25 protein-coding genes are annotated in these 26583 nt (G+C 73.2%); 21 read left to right on the top strand and 4 right to left on the bottom strand.

The annotated features are described in order from the left end of the window. Positions 1 to 276: 276 nt before the first annotated feature. Complete coding sequence (locus tag ACFWTE_RS23900; RefSeq protein ID WP_378782104.1) at positions 277 to 1038, top strand: SDR family NAD(P)-dependent oxidoreductase; 762 nt, start codon at positions 277 to 279, stop codon at positions 1036 to 1038. Positions 1039 to 1154: 116 nt separating this feature from the next. After that, positions 1155 to 1781, top strand: coding sequence for a TetR/AcrR family transcriptional regulator (locus tag ACFWTE_RS23895; RefSeq protein ID WP_378782103.1), 627 nt, complete (start codon positions 1155 to 1157; stop codon positions 1779 to 1781). A 74-nt stretch (positions 1782 to 1855) separates the two neighbouring features. Here ACFWTE_RS23895 and ACFWTE_RS23890 read toward each other — a convergent pair whose 3' ends face one another. Both ACFWTE_RS23890 and ACFWTE_RS23885 read right to left on the bottom strand, forming a co-directional pair. Further along, a complete protein-coding gene (locus tag ACFWTE_RS23890) occupies positions 1856 to 3760 on the bottom strand; it encodes a helix-hairpin-helix domain-containing protein (protein WP_378782102.1) in 1905 nt (634 codons plus the stop codon). A 127-nt stretch (positions 3761 to 3887) separates the two neighbouring features. Then, positions 3888 to 4451 carry a MarR family winged helix-turn-helix transcriptional regulator gene (locus tag ACFWTE_RS23885; protein WP_378782101.1) on the bottom strand — a complete coding sequence of 188 codons (564 nt, stop codon included), beginning with the start codon at positions 4449 to 4451 and terminating at the stop codon, positions 3888 to 3890. 96 nt (positions 4452 to 4547) lie between these two features. Here ACFWTE_RS23885 and ACFWTE_RS23880 point away from each other — a divergent pair, with 96 nt between their 5' ends. Then, positions 4548 to 6824 carry an LLM class flavin-dependent oxidoreductase gene (locus ACFWTE_RS23880; RefSeq protein ID WP_378782100.1) on the top strand — a complete coding sequence of 759 codons (2277 nt, stop codon included), beginning with the start codon at positions 4548 to 4550 and terminating at the stop codon, positions 6822 to 6824. A 51-nt stretch (positions 6825 to 6875) separates the two neighbouring features. Here ACFWTE_RS23880 and ACFWTE_RS23875 read toward each other — a convergent pair whose 3' ends face one another. Beyond that, a complete protein-coding gene (locus ACFWTE_RS23875; RefSeq protein WP_378782099.1) occupies positions 6876 to 7829 on the bottom strand; it encodes an aldo/keto reductase in 954 nt (317 codons plus the stop codon). A 242-nt stretch (positions 7830 to 8071) separates the two neighbouring features. On the opposite strand from ACFWTE_RS23875, the gene ACFWTE_RS23870 reads away from it, so the two are divergent. From ACFWTE_RS23870 to ACFWTE_RS23850, 5 genes are all read left to right on the top strand, one after another. Next, positions 8072 to 8911 carry an undecaprenyl-diphosphate phosphatase gene (locus ACFWTE_RS23870; RefSeq protein ID WP_378782098.1) on the top strand — a complete coding sequence of 280 codons (840 nt, stop codon included), beginning with the start codon at positions 8072 to 8074 and terminating at the stop codon, positions 8909 to 8911. Positions 8912 to 9003: 92 nt separating this feature from the next. Continuing rightward, entirely contained in the window at positions 9004 to 9831 is an 828-nt protein-coding gene (locus ACFWTE_RS23865) for a histidine phosphatase family protein (protein ID WP_378782097.1), read from the top strand. Between the two features lie 281 nt (positions 9832 to 10112). Then, on the top strand, positions 10113 to 10694 hold the full coding sequence (locus ACFWTE_RS23860) for a DUF3090 domain-containing protein (RefSeq protein WP_378782096.1): 582 nt from the start codon (positions 10113 to 10115) through the stop codon (positions 10692 to 10694). Positions 10695 to 10759: 65 nt separating this feature from the next. Further along, positions 10760 to 11512, top strand: a complete 753-nt coding sequence (locus ACFWTE_RS23855) for an SCO1664 family protein (RefSeq protein WP_378782095.1) — start codon at positions 10760 to 10762, stop codon at positions 11510 to 11512. A gap of 136 nt (positions 11513 to 11648) precedes the next feature. Then, complete coding sequence (locus tag ACFWTE_RS23850; RefSeq protein ID WP_378782094.1) at positions 11649 to 12452, top strand: HAD-IIA family hydrolase; 804 nt, start codon at positions 11649 to 11651, stop codon at positions 12450 to 12452. A gap of 193 nt (positions 12453 to 12645) precedes the next feature. On the opposite strand, the gene ACFWTE_RS23845 is transcribed toward ACFWTE_RS23850, so the two are convergent. Further along, positions 12646 to 13029: an RNA polymerase-binding protein RbpA gene (locus ACFWTE_RS23845; RefSeq protein WP_378782093.1), complete on the bottom strand. Its 384-nt coding sequence runs from the start codon at positions 13027 to 13029 to the stop codon at positions 12646 to 12648. Positions 13030 to 13454: 425 nt separating this feature from the next. Between ACFWTE_RS23845 and ACFWTE_RS23840 the strand changes: the two genes are divergently transcribed. The 13 genes from ACFWTE_RS23840 to ACFWTE_RS23780 form a co-directional block, all read left to right on the top strand. Then, positions 13455 to 14825, top strand: a complete 1371-nt coding sequence (locus ACFWTE_RS23840; protein ID WP_378782092.1) for an ATP-binding protein — start codon at positions 13455 to 13457, stop codon at positions 14823 to 14825. Then, positions 14825 to 15229: a roadblock/LC7 domain-containing protein gene (locus ACFWTE_RS23835; protein WP_330091108.1), complete on the top strand. Its 405-nt coding sequence runs from the start codon at positions 14825 to 14827 to the stop codon at positions 15227 to 15229. Before ACFWTE_RS23840 ends, ACFWTE_RS23835 begins: the two co-directional genes overlap by 1 nt. Further along, positions 15226 to 15585 carry a DUF742 domain-containing protein gene (locus tag ACFWTE_RS23830; protein WP_378782090.1) on the top strand — a complete coding sequence of 120 codons (360 nt, stop codon included), beginning with the start codon at positions 15226 to 15228 and terminating at the stop codon, positions 15583 to 15585. Before ACFWTE_RS23835 ends, ACFWTE_RS23830 begins: the two co-directional genes overlap by 4 nt. Continuing rightward, positions 15566 to 16186, top strand: coding sequence for an ATP/GTP-binding protein (locus ACFWTE_RS23825; RefSeq protein ID WP_378782089.1), 621 nt, complete (start codon positions 15566 to 15568; stop codon positions 16184 to 16186). Before ACFWTE_RS23830 ends, ACFWTE_RS23825 begins: the two co-directional genes overlap by 20 nt. Further along, positions 16186 to 17400 (top strand): cytochrome P450, encoded by a 1215-nt coding sequence (locus ACFWTE_RS23820; RefSeq protein WP_378782106.1) that lies wholly within the window; start codon positions 16186 to 16188, stop codon positions 17398 to 17400. The genes ACFWTE_RS23825 and ACFWTE_RS23820 overlap by 1 nt, the downstream gene beginning before the upstream one ends. Positions 17401 to 18663: 1263 nt before the next feature. After that, complete coding sequence (locus tag ACFWTE_RS23815) at positions 18664 to 20061, top strand: ATP-binding protein (protein WP_378782088.1); 1398 nt, start codon at positions 18664 to 18666, stop codon at positions 20059 to 20061. After that, the gene (locus ACFWTE_RS23810) at positions 20061 to 20465 is read left to right on the top strand and encodes a roadblock/LC7 domain-containing protein (protein WP_378782105.1); all 405 of its coding nucleotides are present in this window, start codon (positions 20061 to 20063) and stop codon (positions 20463 to 20465) included. Before ACFWTE_RS23815 ends, ACFWTE_RS23810 begins: the two co-directional genes overlap by 1 nt. Next, positions 20462 to 20821 (top strand): DUF742 domain-containing protein, encoded by a 360-nt coding sequence (locus tag ACFWTE_RS23805; protein ID WP_378782087.1) that lies wholly within the window; start codon positions 20462 to 20464, stop codon positions 20819 to 20821. The genes ACFWTE_RS23810 and ACFWTE_RS23805 overlap by 4 nt, the downstream gene beginning before the upstream one ends. A gap of 7 nt (positions 20822 to 20828) precedes the next feature. After that, entirely contained in the window at positions 20829 to 21413 is a 585-nt protein-coding gene (locus ACFWTE_RS23800) for an ATP/GTP-binding protein (protein ID WP_378782085.1), read from the top strand. After that, entirely contained in the window at positions 21410 to 22627 is a 1218-nt protein-coding gene (locus ACFWTE_RS23795; RefSeq protein ID WP_378782084.1) for a cytochrome P450, read from the top strand. The genes ACFWTE_RS23800 and ACFWTE_RS23795 overlap by 4 nt, the downstream gene beginning before the upstream one ends. Further along, entirely contained in the window at positions 22627 to 23871 is a 1245-nt protein-coding gene (locus tag ACFWTE_RS23790; RefSeq protein WP_378782083.1) for a cytochrome P450, read from the top strand. Before ACFWTE_RS23795 ends, ACFWTE_RS23790 begins: the two co-directional genes overlap by 1 nt. Positions 23872 to 24127: 256 nt before the next feature. Further along, positions 24128 to 25342 (top strand): cytochrome P450, encoded by a 1215-nt coding sequence (locus ACFWTE_RS23785; RefSeq protein WP_378782082.1) that lies wholly within the window; start codon positions 24128 to 24130, stop codon positions 25340 to 25342. Next, positions 25342 to 26583: cytochrome P450 (locus ACFWTE_RS23780; RefSeq protein ID WP_378782081.1), on the top strand; the 1242-nt coding region annotated here is incomplete at its 3' end. The genes ACFWTE_RS23785 and ACFWTE_RS23780, both read left to right, overlap by 1 nt.

The following is a 26583-nucleotide window of genomic DNA, read 5'->3' as shown; positions in this document are numbered from 1 at the left end:
TTTTTTCAAGCATAAGAGGTAATACGAGATCAAATAGTGTCTCGTGGGCTGGTTTTTGTTTATAAGAGACCGCCACGGGAGCCTGACCCCGACCCCGGGGGGGCCGCACGTGGGGGGGGTTGGTGGGGGCGGCGGGCCACCCCGAGGGGGCCCGGCCGCGTGCCGTTGCGGGGCCGCTCGCGGCGTGTGCATCCGTGTGCCCGGCGTGTCTCGTGTGACCCTGGTGGACGGCCGCGAAAACCCGAGAAGTGCGAGTGCGTCGAAGGGTACGGACGTATGGATCTGGGACTGTCAGGGGCACGGGTGATCGTCACCGGGGCGAGCAGGGGGATCGGCCGCGCCATCGCCCAGGTGTTCGCCGAGGAGGGTGCGGACCTCGCCGTCTGCGCGCGCACCCCCGAGCCGCTCGCCAGGGCGGCCAGGGAGCTGTGCGAGACGGGCGCGAAGGTCTTCTCCCGCGACCTGGACGTCACGGACCACGACGCCCTGCCGTCCTTCGTCGACGAGGCGGTGACGGCGCTCGGAGGACTGGACGTCCTGGTGTCCAACGTGTCCGGCGGCAGCGCCGCCACCGCGGACCAGTGGGAGCGGGGTTTCGACGCGGACCTGATGCCGTTCGTGCGGCTGACCGAGTCGGCCAGGCCCCACCTCGTGGCCTCCGAACGGGGCGGATCGGTCGTGCTGGTCTCCACCACCTCCGCGCTGCACACCACCGTGCCCGCCGGGCCGCGGTCCTACGGTGCCGTCAAGGCGGCGCTCAACCACCACGCGTCCTCGCTGGCCCGCGCCTGGGCGCCGGACGGGGTGCGGGTCAACACCGTCTCGCCCGGCCCGACCGAGTTCCCCGGCGGGGGGTGGGAGCGCCGGCGCGAGAACGACCCCGAGTTCTACGAGGACATCCGCCGGCGCATCCCCTACGGGCGGCTCGGCCGCCCCGAGGAGGTCGCCCGCTCGGTGGTCTTCCTCGCCGGCCCGGCGGCGGCCTACGTCACCGGCCAGAACCTGGTGGTCGACGGCGGTTTCCTCGACCGGGTCTGACCCGGCCCCGTGCTCGGCGGAGGCCGTGCGGGAACGCACCCGCGCGGCCCCGCGCGGCCGTGCCACGCTGGCAATATGAGTATACGGTTATCGCCGCGTTCTGGTACGGTCGTCCGGTGCCCAGAACCGCAGACCACGCTCGCAGGCGCGCGCAGATCACCGGAGCCGTGTGCGAGCTGATCGCCGAGAGCGGGCTGGGCGCCGTCACCGTGGCCCGCACCGCCGCCCGTGCGGGAATCTCCGTCGGACTGGTCCAGCACTACTTCCCGTCCAAGGACGACATGCTGCTGCACGCGTTCGAGCGGGTCAGCGCCGACGTCGCCGCCCGTGTCGCGGACATCGCCAGGACGGGGGCGCGGCACGAGCGGTCCATCGCCGAGATCCTCCGCGCGGCACTGGCCGAGCACCTGCCCCTGGACGGGCCCCGCCTCGCGGAGTACCGCGTCACCCGGACCTTCGCCGGCCGGGCGCTGGACAACCCCGCCCTGGCCGAGGTGGACGCCCGCGCCGCCGCCGCGATGCACGCGGAACTCGTCCGCGCCGTGGGCAACGGGGTGGAGTGCGGGGAGGTCGCGCCCGACCTGGACACCGACGCGGCGGCGGCCCGATTGAGCGCCGTCATCGAGGGCCTGGCCACCCAGGTGCACCGGGCCGCCCCCGGCGCCGCCGACCGGGCCGACGCGGTGCTCGGGGCCGAACTCGCGGCCGTCTTCACGGGTGAGTGCCGCCAGTACGCCCGCTGAGGGCACGCGCAACCGTGCGGGACGGCCCGGGGCCACCGGTCGACCGGGTCCCCGCCCCGTGGGAGGGCGGGCGCCTACCCCTCGCGCAGGATCCGCACCAGAAGGGTCGTGCGCTCCAGGGCGGCGTTGTCCCGCACGCCCGTCTCCAGCGCTCCCGCGGTGGCGTCCACGACCGACACGTGCCGTGTCGCCCGCGTCAGCGCCGTGTACACCTGCGGGCGCGACACCGGGACCTCGGGGGCGAACACCGTCACCACGGCGGGCCACAGGCCGCCGTGCGCGGCGGCCACCGTCACCGCCCAGCCGTGGCGCAGCGCCGCGGGGTCGGCGACCCTCACGCGGGCGCCTCCGGTGAGCTCCACCACGGCGCCCCCGCCCACCTCGCGCAGGTACCCGGTGTCGCCCGGACCGTAGCCGGCCCCCTGCGCCGCCAGCACCACCCGGTCGCCGACGTCGAACCCCCCGTGCGCGCCCGGACCGGGGTTCAACCGCTCCTTGCACGCGGTGTTGAGCGAGCGGGTGCCCGCCGGCCCGTCCTCGCGGGCGGCCACCACCTGGACGTCCTCGGAGCCGATGCCCAGGGCACGCGGAATCGAGTCGGTCACGAGCTGTACCACGCGGTGGGCCGCCTCCTCCGCGGAGGAGGCCGGGACCCGCACGACCTCGCGCCCCGGGGCCTCGACCTCGGGGACGCCGCCCTCGGCCACCGCCGACGCGAGCTCGGCGACAGGGCCGGGCGCGCCGGTGCCCGCGATCGCGGCCACGTGGGCGGTTCGCGAGTTGGCGACGTCGAGGACCACCTGGCCCGGCGCGGCCGACGGAGCCTGGCCGGGGTCGGCGACGAGCACCAGGTGGGCGCCGTCCGGGCACGCCGCGGCCAGTTCGGCGGCGCGGGCCACGCCCACCGCCATCGCCTCGCACAGCACGACCAGACCCGCCGTCAACGGGGCCCCGTCCGCCAGGGCGGCCAGGGAGAGGACCCGCAGGGGCGCGGACGCCGCCTCCTGTCGCGTGGCACCGTCCTCCGTGGCGTCCCCCGCCGCGTCCTCCGGGGCGCCGGGGTCCGCGGAGCCGTCCGTCCGCGTCCCCTCGCTCCCCTCGGCGGGCGCGGACGCCGCGGGGGCCGGGCCGGCCGCGGCGGGGTCCGGGCCGGGTTCGGGGTCCGTGCCGCGGATCCGCGCGATCTCGGAGTCGAGGGCCGCGGCTGCCTGCGCCGTGGGCGCCGCCACCACGATCCCCACCCGGCTCTCGGTGGCGATCTCGTGCAGGCACAGCAGCGCCCGCGCGACCTCCCCTGCGTCGCCGGGGCCGTGGCTCAGGACCGTCACCGGGCGCAGGGCCGCGGTGACCACGGCCTCGCGGGTGCTGTCGGAGATCGCGAACCCGCCCCGTGCGGTGGCGGCCTCCACCGTCTCCCCGGCGGTCGCCGTGTCCATGATGGGGTCGTTGCCGCTGATCAGCCGCAGCAGCTCCTCGCCCAGGCGCTGTTCGGCGCGGCCCACGTCCGCCGCCGCGTAGTAGCGGTCGGAGTCCTCGGGGACCTCCGGGACCACGCCCTCCTCGAAGTCGAAGTCGTCCTCGGGCTCGTCGGTGCTCTCCAGCACCACGGCGCTGCCGTCGGCCTCGGCCGCGGCCAGGGCCGCCGCGGGGTCCGCCACCCCCAGCTTGCCGACCGCCGTGGCGAGCCGCTTCTCCTCCACGACCGTGTTGCCGTGGCGCGCGGACAGCCGCAGCACGTGGGCGGTCAACGCGGCCAGGCGCCGGGGGTCGTCGGGGCGGGCGGCCCCGCCCAGGTGCTTGCGCGCACAGAAGTCGGCCTGTTCCACGGTCACCTGCGCGAGGCGCAGCAGCAGCCAGGGGTTGGCGTCCAGGTCCGCGGCGGCGCCCGGCCCCAGCGCGGCCAGCAGCCGGGGCGCCAGGGCGCCGGGGGCGCCCATCCGGTCAAGGACGGCGTTGACCTGCTCGACAGCCTCGGACACCTCGGGTGGTTCCCCTCGTCACGCGGTTCGTGGACTCTGGGAGCCTATCGACTCGCGACGACGTTCCGGTCCCGCGCCGACCTGCCGGTGGACGGCGGACGGACGCGGTCGGGGTGAGGGACGGGGGTCAGGCGCCGCGCCGGGCGCGTCCGCCCCCGGGGGCCCTGGGACCACCGGAGGCCGTCCCGGCTCCGGTGCCGCCGCCCGTGACCTCGCGGACCGCCGCGCACGGGTCGGTGGCGGGGGAGGACCTCTGGATGGCGATCGCCGCCCGCAGGGCGCTCGCGCGGAACAGGGCGCGGGAGGGCCCGTCCATCCCCGCCAGCACCTGCTCCTCGACGAGGTCCACCCGGTCGCGGGCGCCGGCCAGCACCTCGCGTCCGCGCTCGGTGGCGCACACCCGCCGCACCCGGCGGTCGCCGGGGTCGACCCGGCGGCGCACCAGGCCGGCCGACTCCAGGTCGTCGAGCAGGTAGGTCATCACGCTGCGGTCGATGAGCAGGCGCTCGGCCAGGGCCGCCTGGGTGGGCGGGTCGGCGTGTACGGCCGCGGTGAGCACGTGGTAGCCGCGGCTGCCGTGCGGGATGTCGGTGAGCGAGGACTCCGTCAGCTCGTGCCATCGGCGCAGGAGCACGGCCAGGGACCACCCCAGGGTCGTGTCCGCCACGCTGTCCGGAGTGGGGGTCGTCATGCCCCGAGGGTACCAGGAATACGTGGTGGCTAAGATAAGTTGTTGCCAACATCATTTGCTGAACAAACTAGTTTTGGCCCCCGAGGAGAAGCCCCCATGCCCGACTACGGACACCCGCTGGAGTTCGGCGCGTTCGTCACGCCCGCGGCGCAGGACCCCGACCGGTCCGCGACGCTGGCCGAACTCGCCGAGCAGGCGGGCCTGGACCTGGTCACCTACCAGGACCACCCCTACAACCCCGGGTTCCTGGACACCTGGACCCTGCTCACCTGGGTCGCCGCCCGCACCACACGGATCAAGGTGTCCGGCAACGTCCTCAACCTGCCCCTGCGCGGGCCCGCGATGCTGGCCCGGTCCGCGGCCAGCCTCGACCTGCTCTCCCACGGCCGGTTCGAGCTCGGCCTCGGCGCCGGCGCGTTCTGGGACGGCATCGAGGCGATGGGCGTGGAACGCCTCACCCCGCGCCAGTCCGTCGACGCGCTCAGCGAGGGCATCGACATCATCCGGGCCGTCTGGGACACCGACGCCCGCGGCGGCGTCCGCCTCGACGGCGCCCACCACACCGTCCGGGGTATGAAGCGCGGGCCGGCCCCCGCCCACGACATCGGCATCCACCTCGGCGCCTACAAACCCCGCATGCTCCGACTGGTCGGCACCAAGGCCGACGGCTGGCTGCCCAGTCTCGGCTACCTCGACCCCGAGGACATGGCCGCGTCCAACCGGGCCATCGACGAGGCCGCCCGGGCCGCCGGACGCGACCCCCGCCAGATCCGCCGGATGCTCAACCTGGGCCAGAACGCCTTCCTGCCCACCAACCGCGGCTTCCTCCAGGGCCCGCCCGAGCAGTGGGTCGAGGAGCTCCTGCCACTCGTCCTCGAACACGGCTTCTCCACGTTCGTCGCCGCCTCCGACGACCCCCGCACCGTCCAGACCCTCGGAGCCGAGGTCGCCCCCGCCCTGCGGGAGGCCGTCGCCGCCGAACGCGCCGGCGCGGGCACCCCCACGGGGCCGGTGCGACCCGTCGCCGTCCTGGCCGCGCGCCGCCCCGGCATCGACTACGACGCCGTTCCCGACACCCTTCGCGCCCACGCCGTCGAGCCCGGTGACAAGGGCTACGCCGGGGTCCGCCACGGCTACATGCAACGCGGCCGCCCCGGTCTGGTCCTGCGGCCGGACGACGCCGAGGGGGTGGGCGCGGCCCTCGCCTACGCGCGGGCCCAGGACACCGCCCTGCACGTCCGCAGCGGGGGCCACGGCATCAGCGGCCGCTCCACCGGGGACGGGGGCGTCGTCGTCGACCTCACCCGGATGAACGAGGTCCGCGTCCTGGACGCCGACGCCGGCCGGGTGCGCCTCGGCGCCGGAGCCCGCTGGGGAGCCGTCGCCGCAGCCCTGGCCCCCCACGGCCTCGCCCTCAGCTCGGGCGACCACGGGGGCGTCGGGGTCGGCGGCCTGGCCACCACCGGCGGACTCGGCTACCTGGCCCGCGCCCACGGCCTGACCATCGACAACGTCACCGCCGTCGAGGTCGTCACCGCCGACGGCGCCCTCGTACGCGCCGACGCCGACCACCACCCCGACCTGTTCTGGGCGATGCGCGGCGCGGGAGCCAACTTCGGGGTGCTCACCGCGGTCGAGGCCACGGCGGCCCCGGTCGGCGACGTCGTCCTGGGGCAGTTCGCCTACGACGCGAGCGACACGGCCGGGTTCCTGCAGGCGTGGGGCGAGATCGCCGAGGCCGCGCCCCGCGAGGTCACCGCGTTCCTCACCACCGGCCCCGGACGCGGGGGCGGCGGGCCCGTCGCGCAGGCGATGGTGGTCTACGCCGGGGACGACACCGACCTGGCGGTGCGGGCCCTCGAACCCTTCCTCGGTGCGGGGCCGGTACTGGACCAGCGCGCCCAGGTCGCGCCCTACCCGGCGATCCTGCCCCACGACGACGCACCGCACCAGGGACACGGGCTGCCCGAGTCGCGGTCGGGGCTGCTGGGGCACATCACCCCCGAACTGGCCAAGGGCGCGGGGGAGATGCTCGCCTCCGGCGACGTCCACTTCATGCAGCTCCGCCAGGTCGGGGGAGCGGTCAACGACGTCCCCTCCGACGCCACCGCCTACGCCCACCGCTCCCAGAACTTCTGCCTGGCCGCCATGTCGTCGGGGTCGCGGGCGCGGCGCATGGACGAGCACTGGGCGGCCCTGGAGGAGCACCTGGAGGGGATGTACCTCAGCTTCGACACCAGGACCGGGCCCCGGGTCCTCGCGCAGGCCTTCCCCGAACCCGCCCTCGGCAGGCTGCGCGAGCTCAAGGCGCAGTACGACCCGGAGAACCTGTTCGACAAGAACTTCCCGATCCCGCCCGCGAACGGCGGCTGACCGGGAGGCCTGGCCGGGCGGGGACCGGCACCGGGGGACCCGCGGCGGGGATCAGCGCTCGGAGCGCGCCGTGGCGTCGTCGAGGGCGTCGCGGATCTTGGGGGGCAGCTCCACACCCTCCACCCCCAGGACCTCCTCCAATTGGGAGAGGGTGCGCGGTCCGACGACCGCCGCGGCCACGCCCTCCTGGTCGCGCGCCCAGCTCAGCGCGACCGCCAGCGGCGGCACGCCCAACCCCTCGGCCGCCGTGCACACCGACTCCACGACGCGGCGGCTGCGGTCGTCCATGTACGGCTCCACGTACGGCGCCATGTGCGGGAACGCCGCCCGCGAGTCCGGCGGCGTCCCGTTGCGGTACTTGGCGCTGAGCACCCCCCGCCCCAGCGGGGACCACGCGATCACGTGGGCGCCCGCAGCCGCGGCCGCGGGCCGCAGACCCCGGTCGGCGCCCCGGTTGAGCAGGGAGTACTCGGTGCCCACGCTCACCAGGGGAACACGCCCCGGCTGCGCCCTCTGCCAGGTGGCCAGGGCGGCGAACTGCCAGGCCTCCAGGTTCCCCGCGCCCACGTAGCGGGCCTTGCCCGCCGCCACCGCGGTCTCCATCGCGGCCAGGGACTCCTCCGGAGGGGTGGCCGGGTCGAACACGTGGAGCTGCCACAGGTCGACGTAGTCGGTCTGCAGGCGCCGCAGCGAGGCGTCCAGGGCGGCCAGCAGGTGCCGCCTGGAGGCGTCCACCGGACGGTACCCCTCGGGGGTGTGGCCGCTCTTGGTGGCCACCACCACGTCGTCCCGGCGCACGGACGCGCGCAGCAGCCGCCCCAGGACGCGCTCGCTCTGGCCGCCCGTGTAGATGTCGGCGGTGTCCACGAGCGTGCCGCCCGCGTCGACGAACGCGGTGAGCTGCTGCCCGGCCTCCTCCTCGGAGGTGTCCTTGCCCCAGGTCATCGTCCCCAGGGCGGTACGGGACACCCAGAGCCCTGATCGGCCCACCTGTCGCTGTTCCATGCGGCGGAGAGTACCGTGTTCATCCGGAGTCGGCCCCGAGTACACCCGTGCGGCGTAGTCTCATCGCAACCCGGACCGGGGACGTTCGCCACGACCGCGGCTCGAACACGGTGGGGACCGAACCCTTCCGTCCCTCGGGCGGCACCGCCCGCCCTCTCCGCGCACGCGCGTTCCGGCCGGGCCGTTCCCCAGCAGTGCTCCGGCGCCCCTGACGCCGGACTGGCAAGAAAGTCCGAAACCGCGTGTCTATCTTCGAGGCGGTCGTTCTCGGCCTCATCCAAGGGCTCACCGAGTTCCTGCCTGTGTCCTCCAGCGCCCACCTGCGTGTGTTCGCGGCCTTCTTCAACTGGCCCGACCCGGGTGCGGCCTTCACCGCTGTCAGCCAGATCGGCACCGAACTGGCGGTGGTCGTCTATTTCCGCCGACGCATCTGGGCCATCATCACCACCTGGTGCCGGTCCCTGGTCGACCGCGATCTGCGCGGTGACATCAACGCCCGCATGGGTTGGTACGTCATCATCGCCAGCATCCCCATCGGGGTGCTGGGCCTCCTCCTGGAGGATCAGATCGACGGTGTGTTCCGCGACCTGCGGCTGATCGCCCTCTCCCTCATCGTCTTCGGCGTCATCCTCGGTGCCGTCGACCACTACGCCCGCCGCCAGAACGAGCTGGAGGACCTGACCTTCGGCCGCGGCCTGCTCTTCGGGCTCTTCCAGTGCCTGGCCCTCGTCCCGGGCGTCTCCCGGTCCGGGGCGACCATCACCGGCGGACGGCTGCTGGGCTTCACCCGGCCCGCGGCGGCGGAGTTCGCGTTCCTGATCGCGATGCCCGCCGTGTTCGCGTCCGGCCTCTACAAGATGCTGGACATCGGCGGCAACGAGTACGCGGGATGGGGCGCCACGATCGTCGGCACCCTGGTCGCGTTCGTGATCGGCTACGTGGTCATCGCCTGGCTGATGAGGTTCATCTCCACGCACAGCTTCATGCCGTTCGTGGTCTACCGGGTCATCCTGGGCATCGTCCTCCTCGCCCTGGTCTACTTCGGCGTGCTCTCCCCGCAGGGCGGCGCCGGGGTCGGCTGACCAAGGGGTTCGGGGGACGTGCCGCGCCCGTGCGGCGGGCGCGCCCCCCGATCTCCGGCCCCGCGGCCCCGCACGGGCCTACCCTGGTGCGCATGGCGACACCCGCAGCACCAGCACCCCACGACACCCCGCCCGCGCCCGAGGCGGTCACGCTCATCCTCGTCCGGCACGGGATGACCGACGCCACGGGACCCCGTCTGGCAGGGCGGGCCGGGGGACTCCACCTCAACGACACCGGCCGCGCCCAGGCGGCCGACCTGGCGGCCCGGCTCGCCGGGCTCCGCCCCGCCGTGCTGCTCTCCAGCCCGCTCGAACGCTGCCAGGAGACGGCGGAGGCCGTCGCCGAACGGCTCGGCGTCCCCGTCACGACCGACGAGCGCTTCATCGAGTGCGACTACGGCTCCTGGACCGGTCGGGGTCTCGTCGAACTCTCCGGCGAACCCCTCTGGCGGGTCGTGCAGGACCACCCCAGCGCCGCCCGCTTCCCCGGCGGCGAGTCGCTCTCCGCCGCCTCCGCCCGCGCGGTCGAGGCCGTCCGCGACTGGAACACCCGCCTGCTGCTGCCGTCCGCGCCACCCCCCGCGCACCCCGCGCCGGACGAGGCCGCCGGCCGCGAGGCCCCACCCGCACCCTCCGTGCCCCAGGACCCGCCCGCGTACGTGGTGTGCAGCCACGGCGACATCATCAAGGCGATCGTCGCCGACGCCCTCGGCATGCACCTGGACCTCTTCCAGCGCCTGCGCGTGGACCCCTGCTCGGTCACCTCCATCACCTACGCGCGCACCCGCCCCTTCCTCAACAAGCTCAACGACACGGGGGAGGGCCTGGCAACCGGTCTGCCCACCGCGGCCGAGGCCGGGGGCGAGGCGGCCGTGGGCGGTGGCGCCGGGGCGCGGGGACCCGCCCCCGGTACGGCCTGAGGAGGCGCGGGACCGGTCCGGACGCGATCCGGCCGCGGACGCGGGCCGCACGGCCCGCGTCCGCGAAGGGCCCGCTCCGTTCGGGGCGAGGGGTCCGTCCGGTGGGAGCCGGTCCACGACCCCCACCGATATCGAGGTCAAGGTGTGCGGTGCGGAACACGCGCTGCCGGATCCCGTGCGCTCCGGTCCCGTCCGCGCCTCCCCTCCGGCCGCCACCGTGGTTCACCAGCGCGTCCGGAGCGTTTGGCGCAGAGCCGCCGGTATCCCTTAAGGTTCTTTCCATGCCCGTCTTTCAGTTCAATCCGCCGGAGCGGTTCGTCGCCGGAACCGTGGGCCAGCCGGGAGACCGCACCTTCTTCCTCCAAGCGGTGGGAGAGGGGCGCATCACCAGCGTCGCGCTGGAGAAGGCGCAGGTCGAGGCGCTCGCGACCCGCATCGAGGAACTACTGGAAGAGGTACACCGGCGCTTCGGCTCCCCGCCGGACGACGTCGCCTCGCCCGAGGACGACGGACCCCTCGAACAGCCCATCGAGCAGGACTTCCGGGTGGGCACCCTCGCCCTGGCCTGGGACGCCGAGGCCGCCCGCGTCATCATCGAGGCGCAGGAGGTCGACGAGACCGCCGCCGAGGACCTGGTCGAGGACGACGAGGAGGAACTGGAGGTCTTCGCCGAGGAGGCCCCCGCGCACCGCGACGTCCTGCGCGTCTACCTCACTCCCGGGGAGGCCCGCGCTTTCGCGGGGCGCGCGATGAAGGTCGTCGCCGCCGGCCGCCCGGACTGCCCGCTGTGCGGGCGCCCGCTCGACCCCAACGGCCACATCTGTGCCCGCCAGAACGGCTACCGCCCGGACCGCCTCGTCTGACGTCGCCGATGACGACACCACCGGCGGTCCCCGCACACCCGATCCCGACCCCCGGAAGGGACGACATGAGGGACACCGCCGACGCCTTCGACGGCCTCAGCCCCTCCCTCGGGCTCGAACTCCTCCTCCACGGGGAGATCACCGTGAAGGGGCGGCTGACCGCGGCCTCCAACGCCACCCTGTACTGCGAGGTCTCCGACGGCGCGCACTCCGCCGCGTGCGTGTACAAGCCGGTGGCGGGGGAGCGGCCCCTGTGGGACTTCCCCGACGGCACCCTGGCCGGCCGCGAGATCTGCGCCTACGCCGTCTCCGAGGCCCTGGGCTGGGAGGTCGTTCCGCCCACGGTCCACCGCGACGGTCCCTTCGGCGAGGGCATGGTGCAGCTGTGGGTGCACGGCGACACGACGGTGGACCTGGTCGCCCTCTCGCGTGAGACCGGCAACACCGCCCTGCGCCGCATGGCGGTGTTCGACGCGGTCATCAACAACTCCGACCGCAAGATCGGCCACCTGCTGCCCACCCCCGGGGGGCACCTGTACGGCTGCGACCACGGGGTGAGCCTCGCCGAGGACTACAAGCTGCGCACGGTGCTGTGGCAGTGGCAGGGACAACCCCTGGCCGAGGACGTCCTGGAGCGGCTGGCCGCGGTGGCCGAACAGCTCCAGGACGCCGACAGCGCCCTCGCCCGGGTCCTGGACCGCCACCTGACCGGACCGGAGGCCTACGCGGTGCGCAGCCGGGTCGAGCTGCTCGTCCACCACGGCATCCACCCCTACCCGGCCCCGGACTGGCCGGCGGTCCCCTGGCCCCCGGTCTGAGCCGTGCCCGGGGGCGCGCGGCTCCGGGCACGGCTCCGGTACCGGCTCGCGGAGGGTCCCGCCGTGGGCGTCCCACTGTGAGGCGTGTCAACTACCGGGGGGTAGGAATGGTGCACTGCGCACCACGGGGGGCACAATGGGGCACGTGAGCAACGAGTGGAACTACCTTTTCGACATGGACGGTGTCCTCGTACGCGAGGAACACCTGATCACCGGCGCGGACACGCTGATCGCGGAGCTGCGCGAACACGGGACCCCGTTCATGGTGTTGACCAACAACTCCATGTACACCCCGCGTGACCTGCGCGCGCGTTTGCTCAACACGGGCCTGGACATCCCGGAGGAGTCCATCTGGACGTCGGCGCTGGCCACGGCGCAGTTCCTCCAGACCCAGCGCCCCAACGGCTCCGCCTACGTCGTCGGCGAGTCCGGCCTGACGACCGCCCTGCACAACGTCGGCTATGTCATGACCGAGCGCGATCCCGACTACGTGGTCCTGGGCGAGACCCGCACCTACAGCTTCGAGGCCATCACCCGCGCGATCCGCCTGGTCCGCGGCGGGGCCCGGTTCATAGCCACCAACCCCGACGAGACGGGCCCGAGCGCCGAGGGGCCGCTGCCCGCCACGGGCGCGGTCGCCGCGCTCATCGAGAAGGCGACGGGGCGGCGCCCCTACTTCGTGGGCAAGCCCAACCCGCTGATGATGCGGTCGGCGCTGCGCCGGATCGGCGCCCACTCGGAGAACACGCTGATGGTCGGCGACCGGATGGACACCGACGTGCTCAGCGGTCTGGAGGCGGGCCTCCAGACCGTCCTGGTGCTGACGGGCATCTCCGGCCGCGAGACCGCCGAGCAGTTCCCCTACCGTCCCACGCGGGTGCTCGAATCGGTGAAGGATCTGGTCGGCCACACGCAGGACCCCTTCAACCGCGAGGGCTAGGTCCTCCTCCGGGGCCGAAGCGGGCGGGGCGCGAAAGGGCGCCGCCCGCGGGGGACCCGGCGCGCACCGAGAAGGTGAAAAACTTTCGCGTTCTCCGCTTCCGGTGCTGTTTTCGGCCGTTTTCCCGCGGGGTCCGGCACACGTGACGGGGGCGGTGGACTTGAAGTCCACCGCCCCCGTGTGTCGCTGTCGGTCAGACGCCCTGCCGCTGCTTGGCGAGCTCTTCGACCTTGGCCGCCTCCTCGCGGCGGCGTGCGCGCAGCAGTGCCAGGCGCTCGGCGAGGACCTCTTCCAGGTCCTCCATGCTCCGGCGCTCCAGCAGCATGTCCCAGTGGGTGCGTACCGGCTTGGCGCTCTTGGGCTCTTCGCCGTTGCCGTCCCGCCGAAGGGCGCGGTCGCCGCAGAAGCGGCACTCCCATTCGACGGGGATCTCGGCCTCGGTCGCGAAGGTGACCGAGAAGCGGTGGCCGCGGGTGCAGTCGTAGGTGACTTCCTGCCGCGGAGCCAGGTCGGTGTTGCGGTCGTTCTCGTAGCTCGTCGCCCCGAGCCGGGTGCCGCGAAGTGCTCGCTCGGCCATCGTGTGGTTGCCTCCAGGCGCTTGTACGGTCTCGCGGGGTGTAACGCGGCGGTCCACGTCAAGATTCCCCACTGACCTGAGGTCGAACCCCCTCGGAGGGGTGCGGCGCCGTGGCCGAGGGGCGGCGGGGGCCGTGCGCGGGGACGCCGCCGTGGTGGGGGCGGCGGGCCCGCGAGCAGAAGACCCGTGTGCGTGGCAAAGGCCGGAAATCCCGTTGAACGTGAGCCCGTCGGGAACGGTGATCTCTCGAACAGTGACACTACTGGTGCGTAAGGTCTGGTCATTCGAGGCCTTGGTGGTAAGTTGGCGCCTCAAGTGAGAAAAGTGCCCTTAGGGACCAACGTCCCGTTGATGTACCCCCGTGAGCCGACCTCCCTTGCCGCGCCCGTCCTCCGACGTCCCCGCGCGACCCGACGTGGAGCCCGATGACTGACACCCCCAGCCCCCGCCGCGCCGTGGCCGCGTGGGCCGCAGCGCCCCGTTGGCTCTACCTTCCCCTGCTGGCCCTCCCCGCCTGGATCTGGGCGCTGCTGGAGGTCCCGGACGCCGCCACGGCGCCCGCCGTGACCGCCGCGGCCGCGGTGATGGTCCTGCTGGTCACCCTCGCGCTGCTGCTCGACCTGCGCGAGCGCGAGCTGCGCCGCCTGCGTGCCCGCCTGGACCGTGTGCGCCACGACACCGCGGCCCTGTCCCGGGAACACCTGCCCGAGCTCGCCCGCATGCTCCGCGCCGGCGACTCCGCTGGCACCGCCCTGCAACGACTGGACATGCCCGAGGCCACCGCCGTCCAGGACGTGCTGCACGCCGTCGCCACCGAGGTCGCCTCCTCCGAGCGGCGCCGCTCGGCGGCCATGGTCGCCTGCGCCACCGCCGCCGGCCGGGTGCAGGCGCTCACCACCACCATGCTCGCGGACCTGCGCCGCATGCAGGACCGCTACGGCGACGGAGCCGCCGACGGCGAGATCCTCGGCGACCTGATGAACCTGGACCACACCACCGCTCAGGCCGGACGCGTGGCCGACAGCATCGCGATCCTCACCGGCGCCCGCTCGGGCCGCCGCTGGGGCCGCGCCATCCCGTTGGAGAGCGTCGTGCGCGGCGCCATGGGGCGCATCGGCGCCTACCGGCGGGTGAGGGTGCACAACGTCCCGGACCAGGCCGTGGCCGGCTTCGCGGCAGAGGGCGTCATCCACGCCCTGGCCGAGCTGCTGGACAACGCCGCCAAGTTCTCCCCGCCCACCGCCGAGGTCCACGTCCACGTCGAGCAGGTCCAGGCGGGCCTGGCCCTCATGGTCGAGGACGGCGGGCTGGTCATGGGCGAGGACGCCCTGAGCCGGGCCCACCAGGCGGTGGACAGCGGCCTGGAGCTGGCGGCGATGTCGGGCACCCGCCTGGGCCTGTCCGTGGTCGGCCAGCTCGCCCGCCGCTACGGCCTGACGGTGTCCTTCCGCTCCTCCTCCCGGGGAGGGACGGCGGTCGTGCTGCTGCTGCCGCAGAAGCTCGTCAAGCCGATGCCCGAACCGGTCGTCCCCGCGGTGAGGGCGCGCCACGCCCGTACCCCGGCCGCGGCCGTGCCGGCCACCGCACCCGGGCCCGACCCCGTCCCCCGTAAGGCCTCCCGCTCCACCGACGGGCTGCCCCAGCGACGCCGCGGACAGACCCTGGCCGCGACGCAGAGTACCCGTGAGGCCACCCCCCGCACCGGTGAGCGCACGGCCCCGTCCAAGGGGTTCGGCGACTTCCGCAGTGCGGTGCGCGGTCAGGCCGCGGGTGAAGAACCAGCGAAGGACACATGATGGACCTGGACAGGCTGACCTGGCTGATCGAAGGACTTCTGGAGCGCACGCCCGGGGGCCGCCACGCCCTGGTGCTCTCCCGCGACGGCCTCAAGTTGTGTCACAGCTCAGGCCTCAAGGCCGACAGCGCCGACCACCTGGCCGCCATCGCCGCCGGGGTGCAGAGCCTCGCGCACAGCGCCTCGGTGGAGTTCGGCGACGGCGCCGGCGGCGTCCGCCAGGCCATGGCCGAGTTCTACGGCGGGCTGCTGTTCATCGTCGAGGCCGGGCACGGAGCCCACCTCGCGGTGATCACCTCCGAGGAGACCGAGCCCGGAGTGGTCGGACACAACATGAACGAGCTCGTCGAGCAGATGGGTGAGTACCTGTCCGCGCCGCCCCGCACCCCGACCGGAGCGCCATGAGCGATACCTACCGCTACGAAGGGCCCGACCGCCTCTACGTCATCACCTCCGGGCGCAGCGGCGGAGCCGACGGCTCCCTCGACGCGGTGACCCTCATCGTCGCCGAGGACGAGCCGGTACCGGGCCTGCAGTCCGAGCACGCCAGGATCCTGCGCCTGTGCCGCAGCCCGATGGCGGTGGTCGAGATCGCCGCGCACCTGCGCCTGCCCGTGGCGGTCGTGCGCATCCTGCTCACCGACCTGCTCGACACCGGACGCGTCACCGCACGCCACCCCCGGCCGGTCCCGTCGCCGGCCCGCCCCCTCGCCTCCCCGGACGTGTTGGAGAAGGTGCTCGTTGCACTCCACAACCTCTGATTCGCAGACGTCGGCGCCCTCGGCGTCCGACGCGCCCCTGCCCGACACCGCGGAGCAGGCGCTGAAGATCGCCGTCGTCGGAGGATTCGGCGTCGGCAAGACCACCCTGGTGCGCTCCGTCAGCGAGATCCGCCCCCTCGACACGGAGGAGACGATGACCCGCGCCGGGGCCGGTGTGGACGACCTGGAGGGCGTCGAGGACAAGCGCACCACCACCGTCGCCTTCGACTTCGGCCGCATCACCCTGGACGCCACCTCGGTCCTGTACGTGTTCGGCGCTCCCGGCCAGGAACGCTTCTGGTTCCTGTGGGACCGGCTCTTCTCCGGCTCCCTGGGCGCGGTCGTGCTGGTCGACACCCGGCGCCTGGAGGACTCCTGGTACGCCATCGACCGACTGGAGGCCCAGGGCACGCCCTTCGTCGTCGCCCACAACGACTTCGGTGAGACCGAGCACGACCTCGGCGAGATCCGCTCTGCCCTGGACCTGGACCCGGCGGTGCCCCTGGTGCGCTGCGACGCCCGTGACCGCGGCTCCGCCAAAGGCGTGCTCATCACCCTGGTCGAGCACGTGCGTACCCTGCTCACGGGAGGCCCCCGGTGATCAACACCAACCCCGTCCCCCTCTACGGCGACCGCTTCCAGACCGACCCGGCCGGCCTGTACCGCGAGATGCGCGAGACCCACGGCCCCGTCGTGCCGGTCCTGCTGGCGGGGAACGTCCCCGCGTGGCTGGTCATCGGCTACCGCGAAGTCCACCAGGTGGCCACCAACTCCGACGTGTTCGCCCGCAGCACCCGACACTGGAACGCCTGGGACCGGGTGCCCGAGGGTTGGCCCATGACCCCGATCATCAACCAGATCCCCAGCATCCTGTACTCCGACGGCGAGGAGCACCGCAGGCGTGCCCGCGCGATCAGCGCGGCGCTGGAGGGCGTGGACCGCCACGAACTGCGCACGGTCACCACCCGCATAGCCGACCGCCTCGTCGACGGCTTCTGCACCTCCACCGGGGCCGACCTGCGCCAGGTCTACACCAGCCGCCTGGCCGGGCTGGTCGTGGGCTGGACCTTCGGCCTGGACGACGCCGAGGGAGAGCGTCTCTCCTCCCTGATCACCGCCTTGGTCGACGGCGACGAGGACTCCGCGAAGGCCCAGGGCGAGACCTTCGCCCTCCTGAGCGAGCTGGCGGCCTCCCGCGCCGACCGGCCCGGCCACGACGTGCCCTCGCGGATGTTCGCCCACCCGGCCGGCTACACGCCCCAGGAGATCGTGGAGGACCTGCTCGTCGTCCTGGCCGCGGCCACCCAGAACGTGGGCGAGTGGCTGGGCAACTCCCTGCGCCTGGTGCTCACCGACGACCGCTTCGCCGCCTCGGTGTTCGGCGCCCGCAGCAGCGTGCGCGAGGCACTTAACGAGGTCCTGTGGGAGGACACCCCCTGCCAGGTGCAGCCCGCGCGCTTTCCCACCCAGGACGTGGAACTGGGCGGCAAGCTCCTGCGCCGCGGCGACATGGTCATGCTCGGCCTGGCCGGGGCCAACCACGACCGCCAGGTCCACCAGGGGGCCGCCGCCTCGCACGGGGGCAACCACGCCCACCTGTCCTTCTCGCGCGGCGAGCACGGCTGCCCCTACCCGGCCCAGGAGATCGCCGAGATCATCACCGCGGTCGGTGTGGAGGTGCTCATGGACCGCCTGCCCGACATCGAGCTGGCGGTGGCCCCCGACGAGGTGCGCTGGAGGCACTCCCCGTGGATGCGGGGAGTGGTCTCCCTGCCGGTGCGCTTCAGCCCGGCACCCCGCATGGGAGAGGTCTAGGCCGTGTTCCGCGGATCATTCCGGGCTCGCAACCGCCAGGCTGCCTCTCGCTGCGCCGACCACGCTTGGACAGCCAGACCCGGGCTGACCTGCGCTACTCGTCTTGCGAGAGATTGCCTGGAGGCCGCTCGCGGCGATCGGCGCAAGCGCCGAATCAACCGAAAGCATCCACGGAACACGCCCTAGCTCGGCGTTCAACCTGCTTGCTTGTCTCCAAGAGGGTCGGTAACGCCCGTCCTGTCCGGTGCCGCGCCCGTAGGCGCGGCACCAGGCGCGTTCGGGGCCGGCCCGGGCGTAGCCAGGGAAGCGGGGCGGGGTCGGGGCGGACGGAGCGGCGGTCAGTCCGCCGGCCCGGTCGCGCGGGCGGTTCGCCCCGTCCTCTGACAGGGAACCGTAGGGGCGGTGGGAGGACGCCGTCGACCGGAAAGTCCGGACACTGGTGTCGAGGGCGCGGCGCTCGCCCTCCACCCGGTCCGCGTCATCCTTGGCGGGTATGTCGATGAGGGGCCGCGCCGTCGGGCCCCTCTGTGTCAGGCGCGGGTGGGACACCACCATCCGCCACACGTCCGTGGCGCTCTGGCGGTTGGTTCTGCGCCGCGCCGCGTGTTCGCCGTCCTCCCGGGCCTGGGCCATGGCCTTCCCCCTCCGTTGCGTACGGGGAGGTGCCCCCCCGTGAGGCGGGCCAAGGCGCGGGCGACCGCGTCGAGGCCCTCTGCGGCGGTGGGCGGGTGTGACGGGTCGGTGTCGGCAGGGCGAGAACCAGCTTGGCCCGTCACCCTCGCATACGAGGGTGACGTCGGCTCGTTCTTCGGGGGAAACGACCCTGCGACGCACTATGTGTCTGTTTGATGCCGACAGGTCCGGGGTTCTGTGCTGCCCCGTGGATCCGCCAGTCACATCTGCCACATCTGTCACACGAGGCGCCTCGGTATCCCGTTACCGCAGTTCGCGATATGCAAGTCCGCATTGTCCGGACAATGGTGAAGGGTCGTCTTTGCGGGGCGCCTGAAATCCCTTATCACGCCCTGGAAGTCCTCTGTGCAGCGGGATGCGGGTTCGTGTGCACTGTCCCCATTTCCTGGTTCATTGGTGTGGCGTGGTCGTTTCCTGCGGCGGATGGTATGTTGGCTCGCTGTGCGATGAAAAGCGCTGGTTGAGACAATTACGTCCTTCTTTTCGGTGGAGTCCAGCCCGCGGGAAACGATCTTTCCGTGTGCCCTCGCGCGCTGCCCGGAGTGAAGACGCCGCTGGACGTGGAGCCCGATGACTTCCTGGAAGACCCCCCTCCTCCGAGGAGACGCGCCGTCGAGGACACGCGCCCCGCGCCGGCTCCTCCTCCCGCTGGCCGCCCTGCCCTTCTGGGCCTGGACCCTGTGGGCCGTCCCCGACACCAGGGAGGTCCCGGTCGTGGCGGTCTCCGCCGTCCCCCTCCTGCTGCTCCTGGTGCTCGCCCTCCTCCTCGAACGCCGTGACCGCCGCGTCCGCGAGCTCGGCGCCGAGCTTGCCGCCCTGCGGGCCGACACCGCGGCCCTGGCCGACGAACACCTCCCCCGGCTGGCCGAGCGGCTCCGCGCCGGGGACTCCGCCGAGACCGCCCTGCACCGGCTGCCCCGGGTCGCCGACCCCGGCGCCCGGGCCGCGCTGGACGCGGTGGCCACCGAGATCGCCGCCGCCGAGCGCCGCAGGTCCGCCGCCATGGTCGCCTGCGCCACCGCGGCCGGGCGGGTCCAGGCGCTGACCACCACGATGCTCGCCGACCTGCGCCAGATGCAGGAGCGCCACGGCGGCGGCGCCGGGTCGGACGAGGGCGTCCTCGGCGACCTCATGCACCTGGACCACAGCACCGCCCAGGCCGGGCGCATCGCCGACAGCATCGCCGTCCTGGCCGGGGCCCGCTCCGGTCGCCGCTGGGGCCGCGCCATCGCACTGGAGAGCGTCGTGCGCGGGGCGATGGGACGGATCGGCGCCTACCGGCGCGTGCGCGTGCACAACGTGTCCACCCAGGCCGTCGCCGGGTTCGCCGCCGAGGGCGTCATCCACGCCCTCGCCGAGATCCTCGACAACGCCGCCAGGTTCTCCCCGCCCACCGCCGAGGTCCACGTCCACGTGGAGGAGGTGCAGGCCGGGATCGCCGTCATGGTCGAGGACGGCGGACTGATCATGGGGGAGGAGGCACTGCGCAGGGCCCGCCGCGCCGTCGAGAACCCCCTCGACCTCGCCACCCTCTCCGGTACCCGGCTGGGACTGTCGGTCGTCGGCCAGATCGCCCACCGTTACGGTCTGTCGGTCTCCTTCCGCTCCTCGTCCCGGGGCGGCACCGCGGTCGTCCTGCTGCTCCCCCGCAAGCTCGTCAAACCCCTCCCCGAGGCCCCGCCGCACCCGGCGCCGGAGGCCGCCCCCGCCACGGCGTCCACCGCCCCGCCCCGCGCCGGAACGGGCCCGGACACGGGGACCGGCCCCCTTTCGACCACCGCACCGACCACAGCGGACGGCCCGGACACCGGTCTGCCCCAGCGCCGTCGCGGGCAGACGCTCGCGGCGGCCCAGAGCACCGGTCCCGCGCCCCGCACGACACGTTCTGCCACCGCGGCCCAGGGGTTCGGCGCGTTCCGCTCCGCTGTGCGCGGCCAGGACCCGACCGGATCACCGAAGGACGCATGATGGACCTCGACACGTTGACCTGGCTGCTCGAAGGCCTCCTCGAACGCACCCCCGGCACCCGCCACGCACTCGTCCTGTCCCGTGACGGCCTCAAGTTGTGTCACAGCGCGGGCCTGCGCACCGACAGCGCCGACCACCTCGCGGCGATCGCCGCCGGGGTGCAGAGCCTGGCGCACAGCGCGTCGGTGGAGTTCGGCGACGGCGCCGGCGGCGTCCGCCAGGCCATGGCCGAGTTCTACGGCGGGCTGCTGTTCATCGTCGAGGCGGGGCACGGAGCCCACCTGGCCGTCATCACGTCGGCCGACGCCGAGCCCGGCCTGGTCGGACACAACATGAACGAGCTCGTCGAACAGATGGGCGAACACCTTTCCACCCCGCCCCGCGCGGTCCCCGGACCGGCATGAGCGGCACCCACCGCCAGGAGGGGCCCGACCGCCTCTACGTCATCACCTCCGGTCGGAGCGGTGGAGCCGACGAGTCACTGGACGCGGTGACCCTCGTCGTCGCCGAGAGCGCGGCCGTGCCCGGCATGCAGTCCGAGCACGCCGAGATCCTGCGGCTGTGCCGGAACCCCACGGCGGTGGTGGAGGTGTCGGCGCACCTGCGCCTGCCCGTGGCGGTCGTGCGCATCCTGCTCACCGACCTGCTCGACACCGGCAGCATCACCGCCCGCCACCCCCGGCCCGCGCCCTCCCCGGCCCGCCCCCTCACCTCACCGGACGTCCTGGAGAAGGTCCTCGTTGCACTCCACAACCTCTAAGCCCCGCATGCCGGGCGCCGCCGCACCGCTGCCCGCGACCACGGAGCAGGCCCTCAAGATCACGGTCGTCGGCGGCTTCGGCGTCGGCAAGACCACCCTGGTGCGCTCGGTCAGCGAGATCCGGCCGCTCGACACCGAGGAGACCATGACACGGGCGGGGACCGCGGTCGACGACCTCGCGGGCGTCGAGGGCAAGCGCGCCACCACCGTCGCCTTCGACTTCGGCCGCATCACCCTGGACGCCACCTCGGTCCTGTACGTGTTCGGGGCCCCCGGCCAGGAACGCTTCTGGTTCCTGTGGGACCGGCTCTTCGCCGGGTCGCTCGGCGCGGTCGTCCTCGTGGACACCCGCCGCCTGGAGGACTCCTGGTACGCCATCGACCGGCTGGAGGCGCAGGGAACCCCCTTCGTCGTCGCCCACAACGACTTCGGGGAGTCCTCCCACGACATCGACGAGGTGCGCGCGGCCCTGGACCTCGACCCCGCCGTCCCACTCGTGCGCTGCGACGCACGAGAGCGCGGCTCTGCCAAACAGGTCCTGATCGCACTGGTGCGGCACGTGCGCTCCCTGGTCATGGAGGGTTCCCGATGAGCGGCTGCCCGGTCCGCCTGTACGGCCCCCGATTCCAGACCGACCCGGCCGATCTGTACCGGGAGATGCGGGCCGAGCACGGCCCCGTCGTGCCCGTGCTCATGGAGGGCGACCTCCCCGCCTGGCTGGTCATCGGCTACCGCGAGCTCCACCAGGTCATGAACGACCCCCACGTGTTCGCGCGCAGCTCCCGAAGGTGGAACGCCTGGGACAGGGTGCCCGAGGACTGGCCGCTGTCCCCCCTGGTGATACAGATCCCCAGCGTGCTGTACTCCGAGGGCGCCGAACACCGGCGACGCGCGGGGGCGATCAGCGATTCCCTCGCCGGGACGGACCCCCACGAGCTGCGCACGGTCACCATGAGCCTGGCCGACCGGCTCGTCGACGAGTTCTGCACGCTGCCCGGTGTGGACCTGCGGTCCGCCTACACCGCCCGGCTCCCCGCCCTGGTGCTGAGCTGGCTGTACGGACTGGAGGGCGAACGCGGTGACAGCCTCGCCTCCCTCCTGACCACCATGATCGACGGCGGGCCCGACGCGATGGACGCCCAGCGCGCCCTCATGGCCTCGATGGCCGAGGTCGTCGCCGAACAGCGGGCGAACCCCGGCCACGACGCGGTCTCCCGCCTGATCGCGCACCCCGCCGGATACACCGACGAGGAACTCGTCCCCGAACTGATCGTGGTCCTGGGCGCGGGCAACGAGACGACCGGCGAGTGGCTGGGCAACGCGCTGCGCCTGATGCTGACCGACGACGGGTTCGCCGCCTCCATCGCGGGCGCCCGCCGAAGCGCGCGCGAGGCCCTCAACGCGGTCCTGTGGGAGGACACCCCGACCCAGGTCCACGCGGCCCGCTACGCGGCCCACGACGTGGAACTGGGCGGCCGGATCATCCGCCGCGGCGACATGGTGCTGCTCGGGCTCGCCGGAGCCAACCACGACCAGCGCGTCCACCAGGGGACGGGCGCGGCGGCCCACCCCGGCAACCACGCCCACCTGTCCTTCTCCCACGGAGAGCACAGCTGCCCCTACCCGGCCCAGGAGATCGCCGAGGTCATCGCCGTGACCGGCGTCGAGGTCCTGATGGACCGGCTGCCCGACATCGAACTGGCGATCCCCGCCGAGGACCTCCGCTGGCGCCCGTCCCCCTGGGTGCGCGGCGTCGCCTCTTTGCCGGTCACCTTCTCACCGGCCCTACCCCTGGGAGACACCTGATGCCCTGCCCCGTTCAACACGGCTCCGACAAAACCGTCGTCCTCGACCCCTACGTCCTCGACCTGCGCGCCGAGCGCGAGACCCTCCACGCCGCCGGCCCGCTCACCCGGGTGGAGTTCCCGGGGGGCGTGACCGCCTGGGCGGTCACCCACCACGAGGCCGCCCGCGCGCTGCTCACCGACAGCCGCCTGGTCAAGGACGTCGCCCACTGGGACGACTACCAGAGCGGGCGGATCCCCGAGGGCTGGCCGCTGCTGAGCACGATTCCGCCCACCCCCACCAACCTGCTGGGCACCGACGGAGCCGAGCACCGCCGGCTGCGCCTGCTCACCGCCAAGGCCTTCTCCGCGCGCACCGTGGAACGGCTGAGGCCCCGCATCCACGAACTCACCTCGCAACTGCTCGACGCCATGGAGCCCGGGGCCGACCGGCCCCTCGACCTGAAGGCGGAGTTCGCCTTCCAGCTGCCGATGAACGTGATCGGCGAGCTGTACGGGGTGGACCGGGGAGAGTTCGGCTACCTGCGGGACATGTACGTGAAGTTCTTCTCCTCGGTCACCGGCCCCGAGGAGTTCATGGAGGTCTACACCGCCCTGGAGCGGTACTACGACGACATGATCGCCGCCAAGCGAGCCGAGCCGGGCGAGGACCTCACCACCGAGCTCCTCAACGCGGGCGAGAACGGTGACGCCCTCACCGACCTGGAGGTGCGCGGCACCCTCCAGGTCACCGTGGCCGCCGGGCACGAGACCACCGTCAACCTGCTCTGCGGCGCGGTGCGCGCCCTGCTCGCCCACCCCGACCAGTTCGCCCTGGTCAAGGAGGGCAAGGTCAGCTGGGACGCGGTGGTCGAGGAGACGCTGCGATTCGACCCGCCCACCTCCAACATGATCTTCCGCTTCGCCACCGAGGACGTCGGGGTCGGGGACGCGACCATCGCGAAGGGCGAGGCCCTGGTGGTCTCCTACGGTGCGATCAGCCGTGACCGCGCCGAGCACGGGGAGGACCCCGGCCCCGACACCTTCGACCTGACCCGCGCGCAGGGCCGCCACATCTCGTTCGGCTACGGGCCGCATGTGTGCCCCGGCGCCGCCCTGGCCCGCATGGAGGGCCGGATCGCGCTGCCGATGCTGTTCGAGCGCTTCCCGGACCTGGAGCTGGCGGTGCCCGACGCGGAGCTCGCCAACCACCCGTCCATCATCGTCAACAGCCTCAAGGAACTGCCCGTTCTCCTGCGGCCCTGAGCCGCGCCGGGTGTCGGCCCCCCTCCGGGGGAGGGGGTGACCGACACCCGGCGCCCTCGTCCGCCGACGACCCGGCGCGGGAGCGCGGCCCCCGCCTCGCCTCCGCCCGCAGCCCCCGTTCCGTCCCCGCTTCGGGCCCCTCCCGTGACCGCCGGAAGGGGGCTGGGAGCGTCCCGTCCATGCCGCCACGGCGTGTGCCCCGGCTCCGCAGCCGCACACGAGAGGCGTGTCCGCCCCCCAGCACGTGAGGTTCCCGGTGAGCGACCCCGTCCGCCTGTACGATCCCCGCTTCAACACCGACCCCGAGGGCTTCTACCAGCAGATGCGCGACGAGCACGGGCCCGTCGTTCCCGTACTCATGGACGGGGACGTCCCCGCGTGGCTGGTCATCGGGTACCACGAGCTCCACCACGTGCTGAGCGAGCACGGGGTGTTCGCCCGCAGCCCGCGGCGCTGGAACGCCTGGGACAGGGTGCCGGAGAACTGGCCCCTGCTGCCCGTGCTCGCCCCGCTGCCCAACCTGCTCTCGGCGGAGGGGGACGACCACCGGCGGCGGGTCAGGGCGGTCAACGACGCCCTCGACGGCGCCGACCCGCACGAGCTCCGAATGGTCGCCACCCGGATCGCCGACCGGCTCGTCGACGGCTTCTGCGCCTCCTCGTCGGCGGACCTGAGGGACCAGTACGCCCAGCGCCTGCCCTCCCAGCTCCTGTGCTGGATGTACGGCATGGACGACGACCGGGGCGCGAGGATCGCCTCCCTCATGGGCACCGTCTTCGACGCGGGCCCCGACTCCCAGAGGGCCCACGCCGAGATCGCCGGCGAGCTCACCCGGCTGATCGCCGAGCGCAGGTCCAGCCCCGGCCCGGACGTGGTCTCCCGCATGATCGCCCACCCCGCCGCCTACACGGAGGAGGACCTGGTCGCCGAACTCGTGGCGGTCCTGGGCGGAGCCCACCAGACCACCGCCGAGTGGATCGGCAACACGCTGCGCCTGTTGCTCACCGACGACCGGTTCTCCGCCTCCCTGTCCGGGGCCCGGAGCAGTGTCCAGGAAGCCCTGACCGAGGTCCTGTGGGAGGACTCCCCGTCCCAGATGAACGCGGGCCGCTTCGCCGTCCACGACGTCGAACTGGGCGGACAGCTCATCCACAGGGGCGACCTGCTGCTGCTCGGGTACGCCGCGGCCAACAAGGACCCGCGCGTGCGCTCCGGCCCGTACGCGCACGGCTCGGGGACCAACCACGCCCACCTGTCCTTCTCCCACGGAGAACACGGCTGTCCCCACGCCGCGCGGGGGACGGCCGAGATCATGGCCATCACGGCCGTCGAGGTCCTGCTCGACCGTCTGCCCGACATCGAGCTGGCGGTACCCGCCGACGAGGTCCGGTGGCGTCCGTCGCCCTGGGTCCGGGGGGTCGCCGCCCTCCCGGTCTCCTTCACTCCAGCACCCCCACAAGGAGCCATCTGATGCCCTGCCCTGTTCAGCACACCCCTGACGGAGCGGTCCTCGTCCACGCCGTGCCCGAGGACGTCCAGGCCGACCGCGAGCGCCTCTACCAGGAGGGCCCGCTCACCCGGGTGGAGCTCCCCGGCGGGGTCCGAGCCTGGGCGACCACCCACCACGAGGTCAGCCGCGCCACCCTCAACGACCCCCGGTTCGTCAAGAGCGTCGACCACTGGGCCGACTTCCAGAACGGGGTGGTCACCGCGGAGTGGCCGCTGATGGGGACCATCCCCACCGACAACTCCAACATGCTCGCCCTGGACGGTGCGCCGCACCGCCGGATGCGGCGGCTCATCGCCAGCCCCTTCTCGGCGCGCCGTGTCGAGAGGCTGCGACCGCGCATCGAGGCCCTGACCGCCAAGGCCCTGGACGCGCTGGAGGAGAGGTCGGGCGAGCGGCTGGACCTGAGGTCGGAGTTCACCTTCAAGGTGCCCATGGCCGTGATCGGCGAACTGTACGGGGTGGCGGAGGAGGAGTACACGAACCTGGGTGAGATGTACGCCAAGCTCTTCTCCGGCACCACCGAGGAGGGGGAGCACCTCCAGATCTACGCGACCCTGTTCCAGTTCTTCGCGGAGATGACGGCCCGAAAGAGGGCGACCGTCGACGAGCACGACGACTTCACCACCGACCTGCTCCGGGCGGGAGGGGACGAGGAACCCCTCAGCGACGTGGAGATCGCGATCACCCTGCTGACGGTGGTGGCGGCCGGCCACGAGACCACGGTCAACCTGCTCAACAACGTGGTGCGCGCCCTGCTCGCCCACCCCGGGCAGCTCGACCTGCTCAGACGCGGCGAGGTCTCCTGGGACGCGGTCGTGGAGGAGACCCTGCGCTACGACCCGCCCAACAACGTCATGATGTTCCGCTTCGCCACCGAGGACGTGGAGATCGGCGGCCGGACCATCCGCAAGGGCGAGGCGCTGATGACGCACTACGGTGCCGCGACCCGGGACCGGGAGGAGTTCGGGGAGGAGCCGCACCCGTCGGTCTTCGACCCGAGCCGCACGAAGGGCCGCCACATCTCCTTCGGGTACGGCCCGCACATCTGCCCCGGCGCGCCCCTGTCGCGGATGGAGGCCGGGATCATCCTGCCGATGCTCTTCGAGCGCTTCCCCGACCTGCGCCTGGCCGTCCCGGACGAGGAGTTGGAGGTCGTGGCGGCGCTGTCGGTCACCAGCCTGCGGGAGTTCCCCGTCGTCCTG

It is taken from the genome of Nocardiopsis sp. NPDC058631, from assembly GCF_042716955.1.
Classification (GTDB): domain Bacteria; phylum Actinomycetota; class Actinomycetes; order Streptosporangiales; family Streptosporangiaceae; genus Nocardiopsis.
This window is presented reverse-complemented; position numbering and strand designations above follow the sequence as displayed.

Bases quoted from the DNA above. Each gene is read 5' to 3' on its own strand.
- ACFWTE_RS23900 (WP_378782104.1), top strand. From the start codon at position 277: ATGGATCTGGGACTGTCAGGGGCACGGGTGATCGTCACCGGGGCGAGC.
- ACFWTE_RS23885 (WP_378782101.1), bottom strand. From the start codon at position 4,451: ATGACGACCCCCACTCCGGACAGCGTGGCGGACACGACCCTGGGGTGG.
- ACFWTE_RS23880 (WP_378782100.1), top strand. From the start codon at position 4,548: ATGCCCGACTACGGACACCCGCTGGAGTTCGGCGCGTTCGTCACGCCC.
- ACFWTE_RS23875 (WP_378782099.1), bottom strand. From the start codon at position 7,829: ATGGAACAGCGACAGGTGGGCCGATCAGGGCTCTGGGTGTCCCGTACC.
- ACFWTE_RS23865 (WP_378782097.1), top strand. From the start codon at position 9,004: ATGGCGACACCCGCAGCACCAGCACCCCACGACACCCCGCCCGCGCCC.
- ACFWTE_RS23860 (WP_378782096.1), top strand. From the start codon at position 10,113: ATGCCCGTCTTTCAGTTCAATCCGCCGGAGCGGTTCGTCGCCGGAACC.
- ACFWTE_RS23855 (WP_378782095.1), top strand. From the start codon at position 10,760: ATGAGGGACACCGCCGACGCCTTCGACGGCCTCAGCCCCTCCCTCGGG.
- ACFWTE_RS23850 (WP_378782094.1), top strand. From the start codon at position 11,649: ATGGGGCACGTGAGCAACGAGTGGAACTACCTTTTCGACATGGACGGT.
- ACFWTE_RS23845 (WP_378782093.1), bottom strand. From the start codon at position 13,029: ATGGCCGAGCGAGCACTTCGCGGCACCCGGCTCGGGGCGACGAGCTAC.
- ACFWTE_RS23840 (WP_378782092.1), top strand. From the start codon at position 13,455: ATGACTGACACCCCCAGCCCCCGCCGCGCCGTGGCCGCGTGGGCCGCA.
- ACFWTE_RS23835 (WP_330091108.1), top strand. From the start codon at position 14,825: ATGGACCTGGACAGGCTGACCTGGCTGATCGAAGGACTTCTGGAGCGC.
- ACFWTE_RS23830 (WP_378782090.1), top strand. From the start codon at position 15,226: ATGAGCGATACCTACCGCTACGAAGGGCCCGACCGCCTCTACGTCATC.
- ACFWTE_RS23815 (WP_378782088.1), top strand. From the start codon at position 18,664: ATGACTTCCTGGAAGACCCCCCTCCTCCGAGGAGACGCGCCGTCGAGG.
- ACFWTE_RS23810 (WP_378782105.1), top strand. From the start codon at position 20,061: ATGGACCTCGACACGTTGACCTGGCTGCTCGAAGGCCTCCTCGAACGC.
- ACFWTE_RS23805 (WP_378782087.1), top strand. From the start codon at position 20,462: ATGAGCGGCACCCACCGCCAGGAGGGGCCCGACCGCCTCTACGTCATC.
- ACFWTE_RS23800 (WP_378782085.1), top strand. From the start codon at position 20,829: ATGCCGGGCGCCGCCGCACCGCTGCCCGCGACCACGGAGCAGGCCCTC.
- ACFWTE_RS23795 (WP_378782084.1), top strand. From the start codon at position 21,410: ATGAGCGGCTGCCCGGTCCGCCTGTACGGCCCCCGATTCCAGACCGAC.
- ACFWTE_RS23790 (WP_378782083.1), top strand. From the start codon at position 22,627: ATGCCCTGCCCCGTTCAACACGGCTCCGACAAAACCGTCGTCCTCGAC.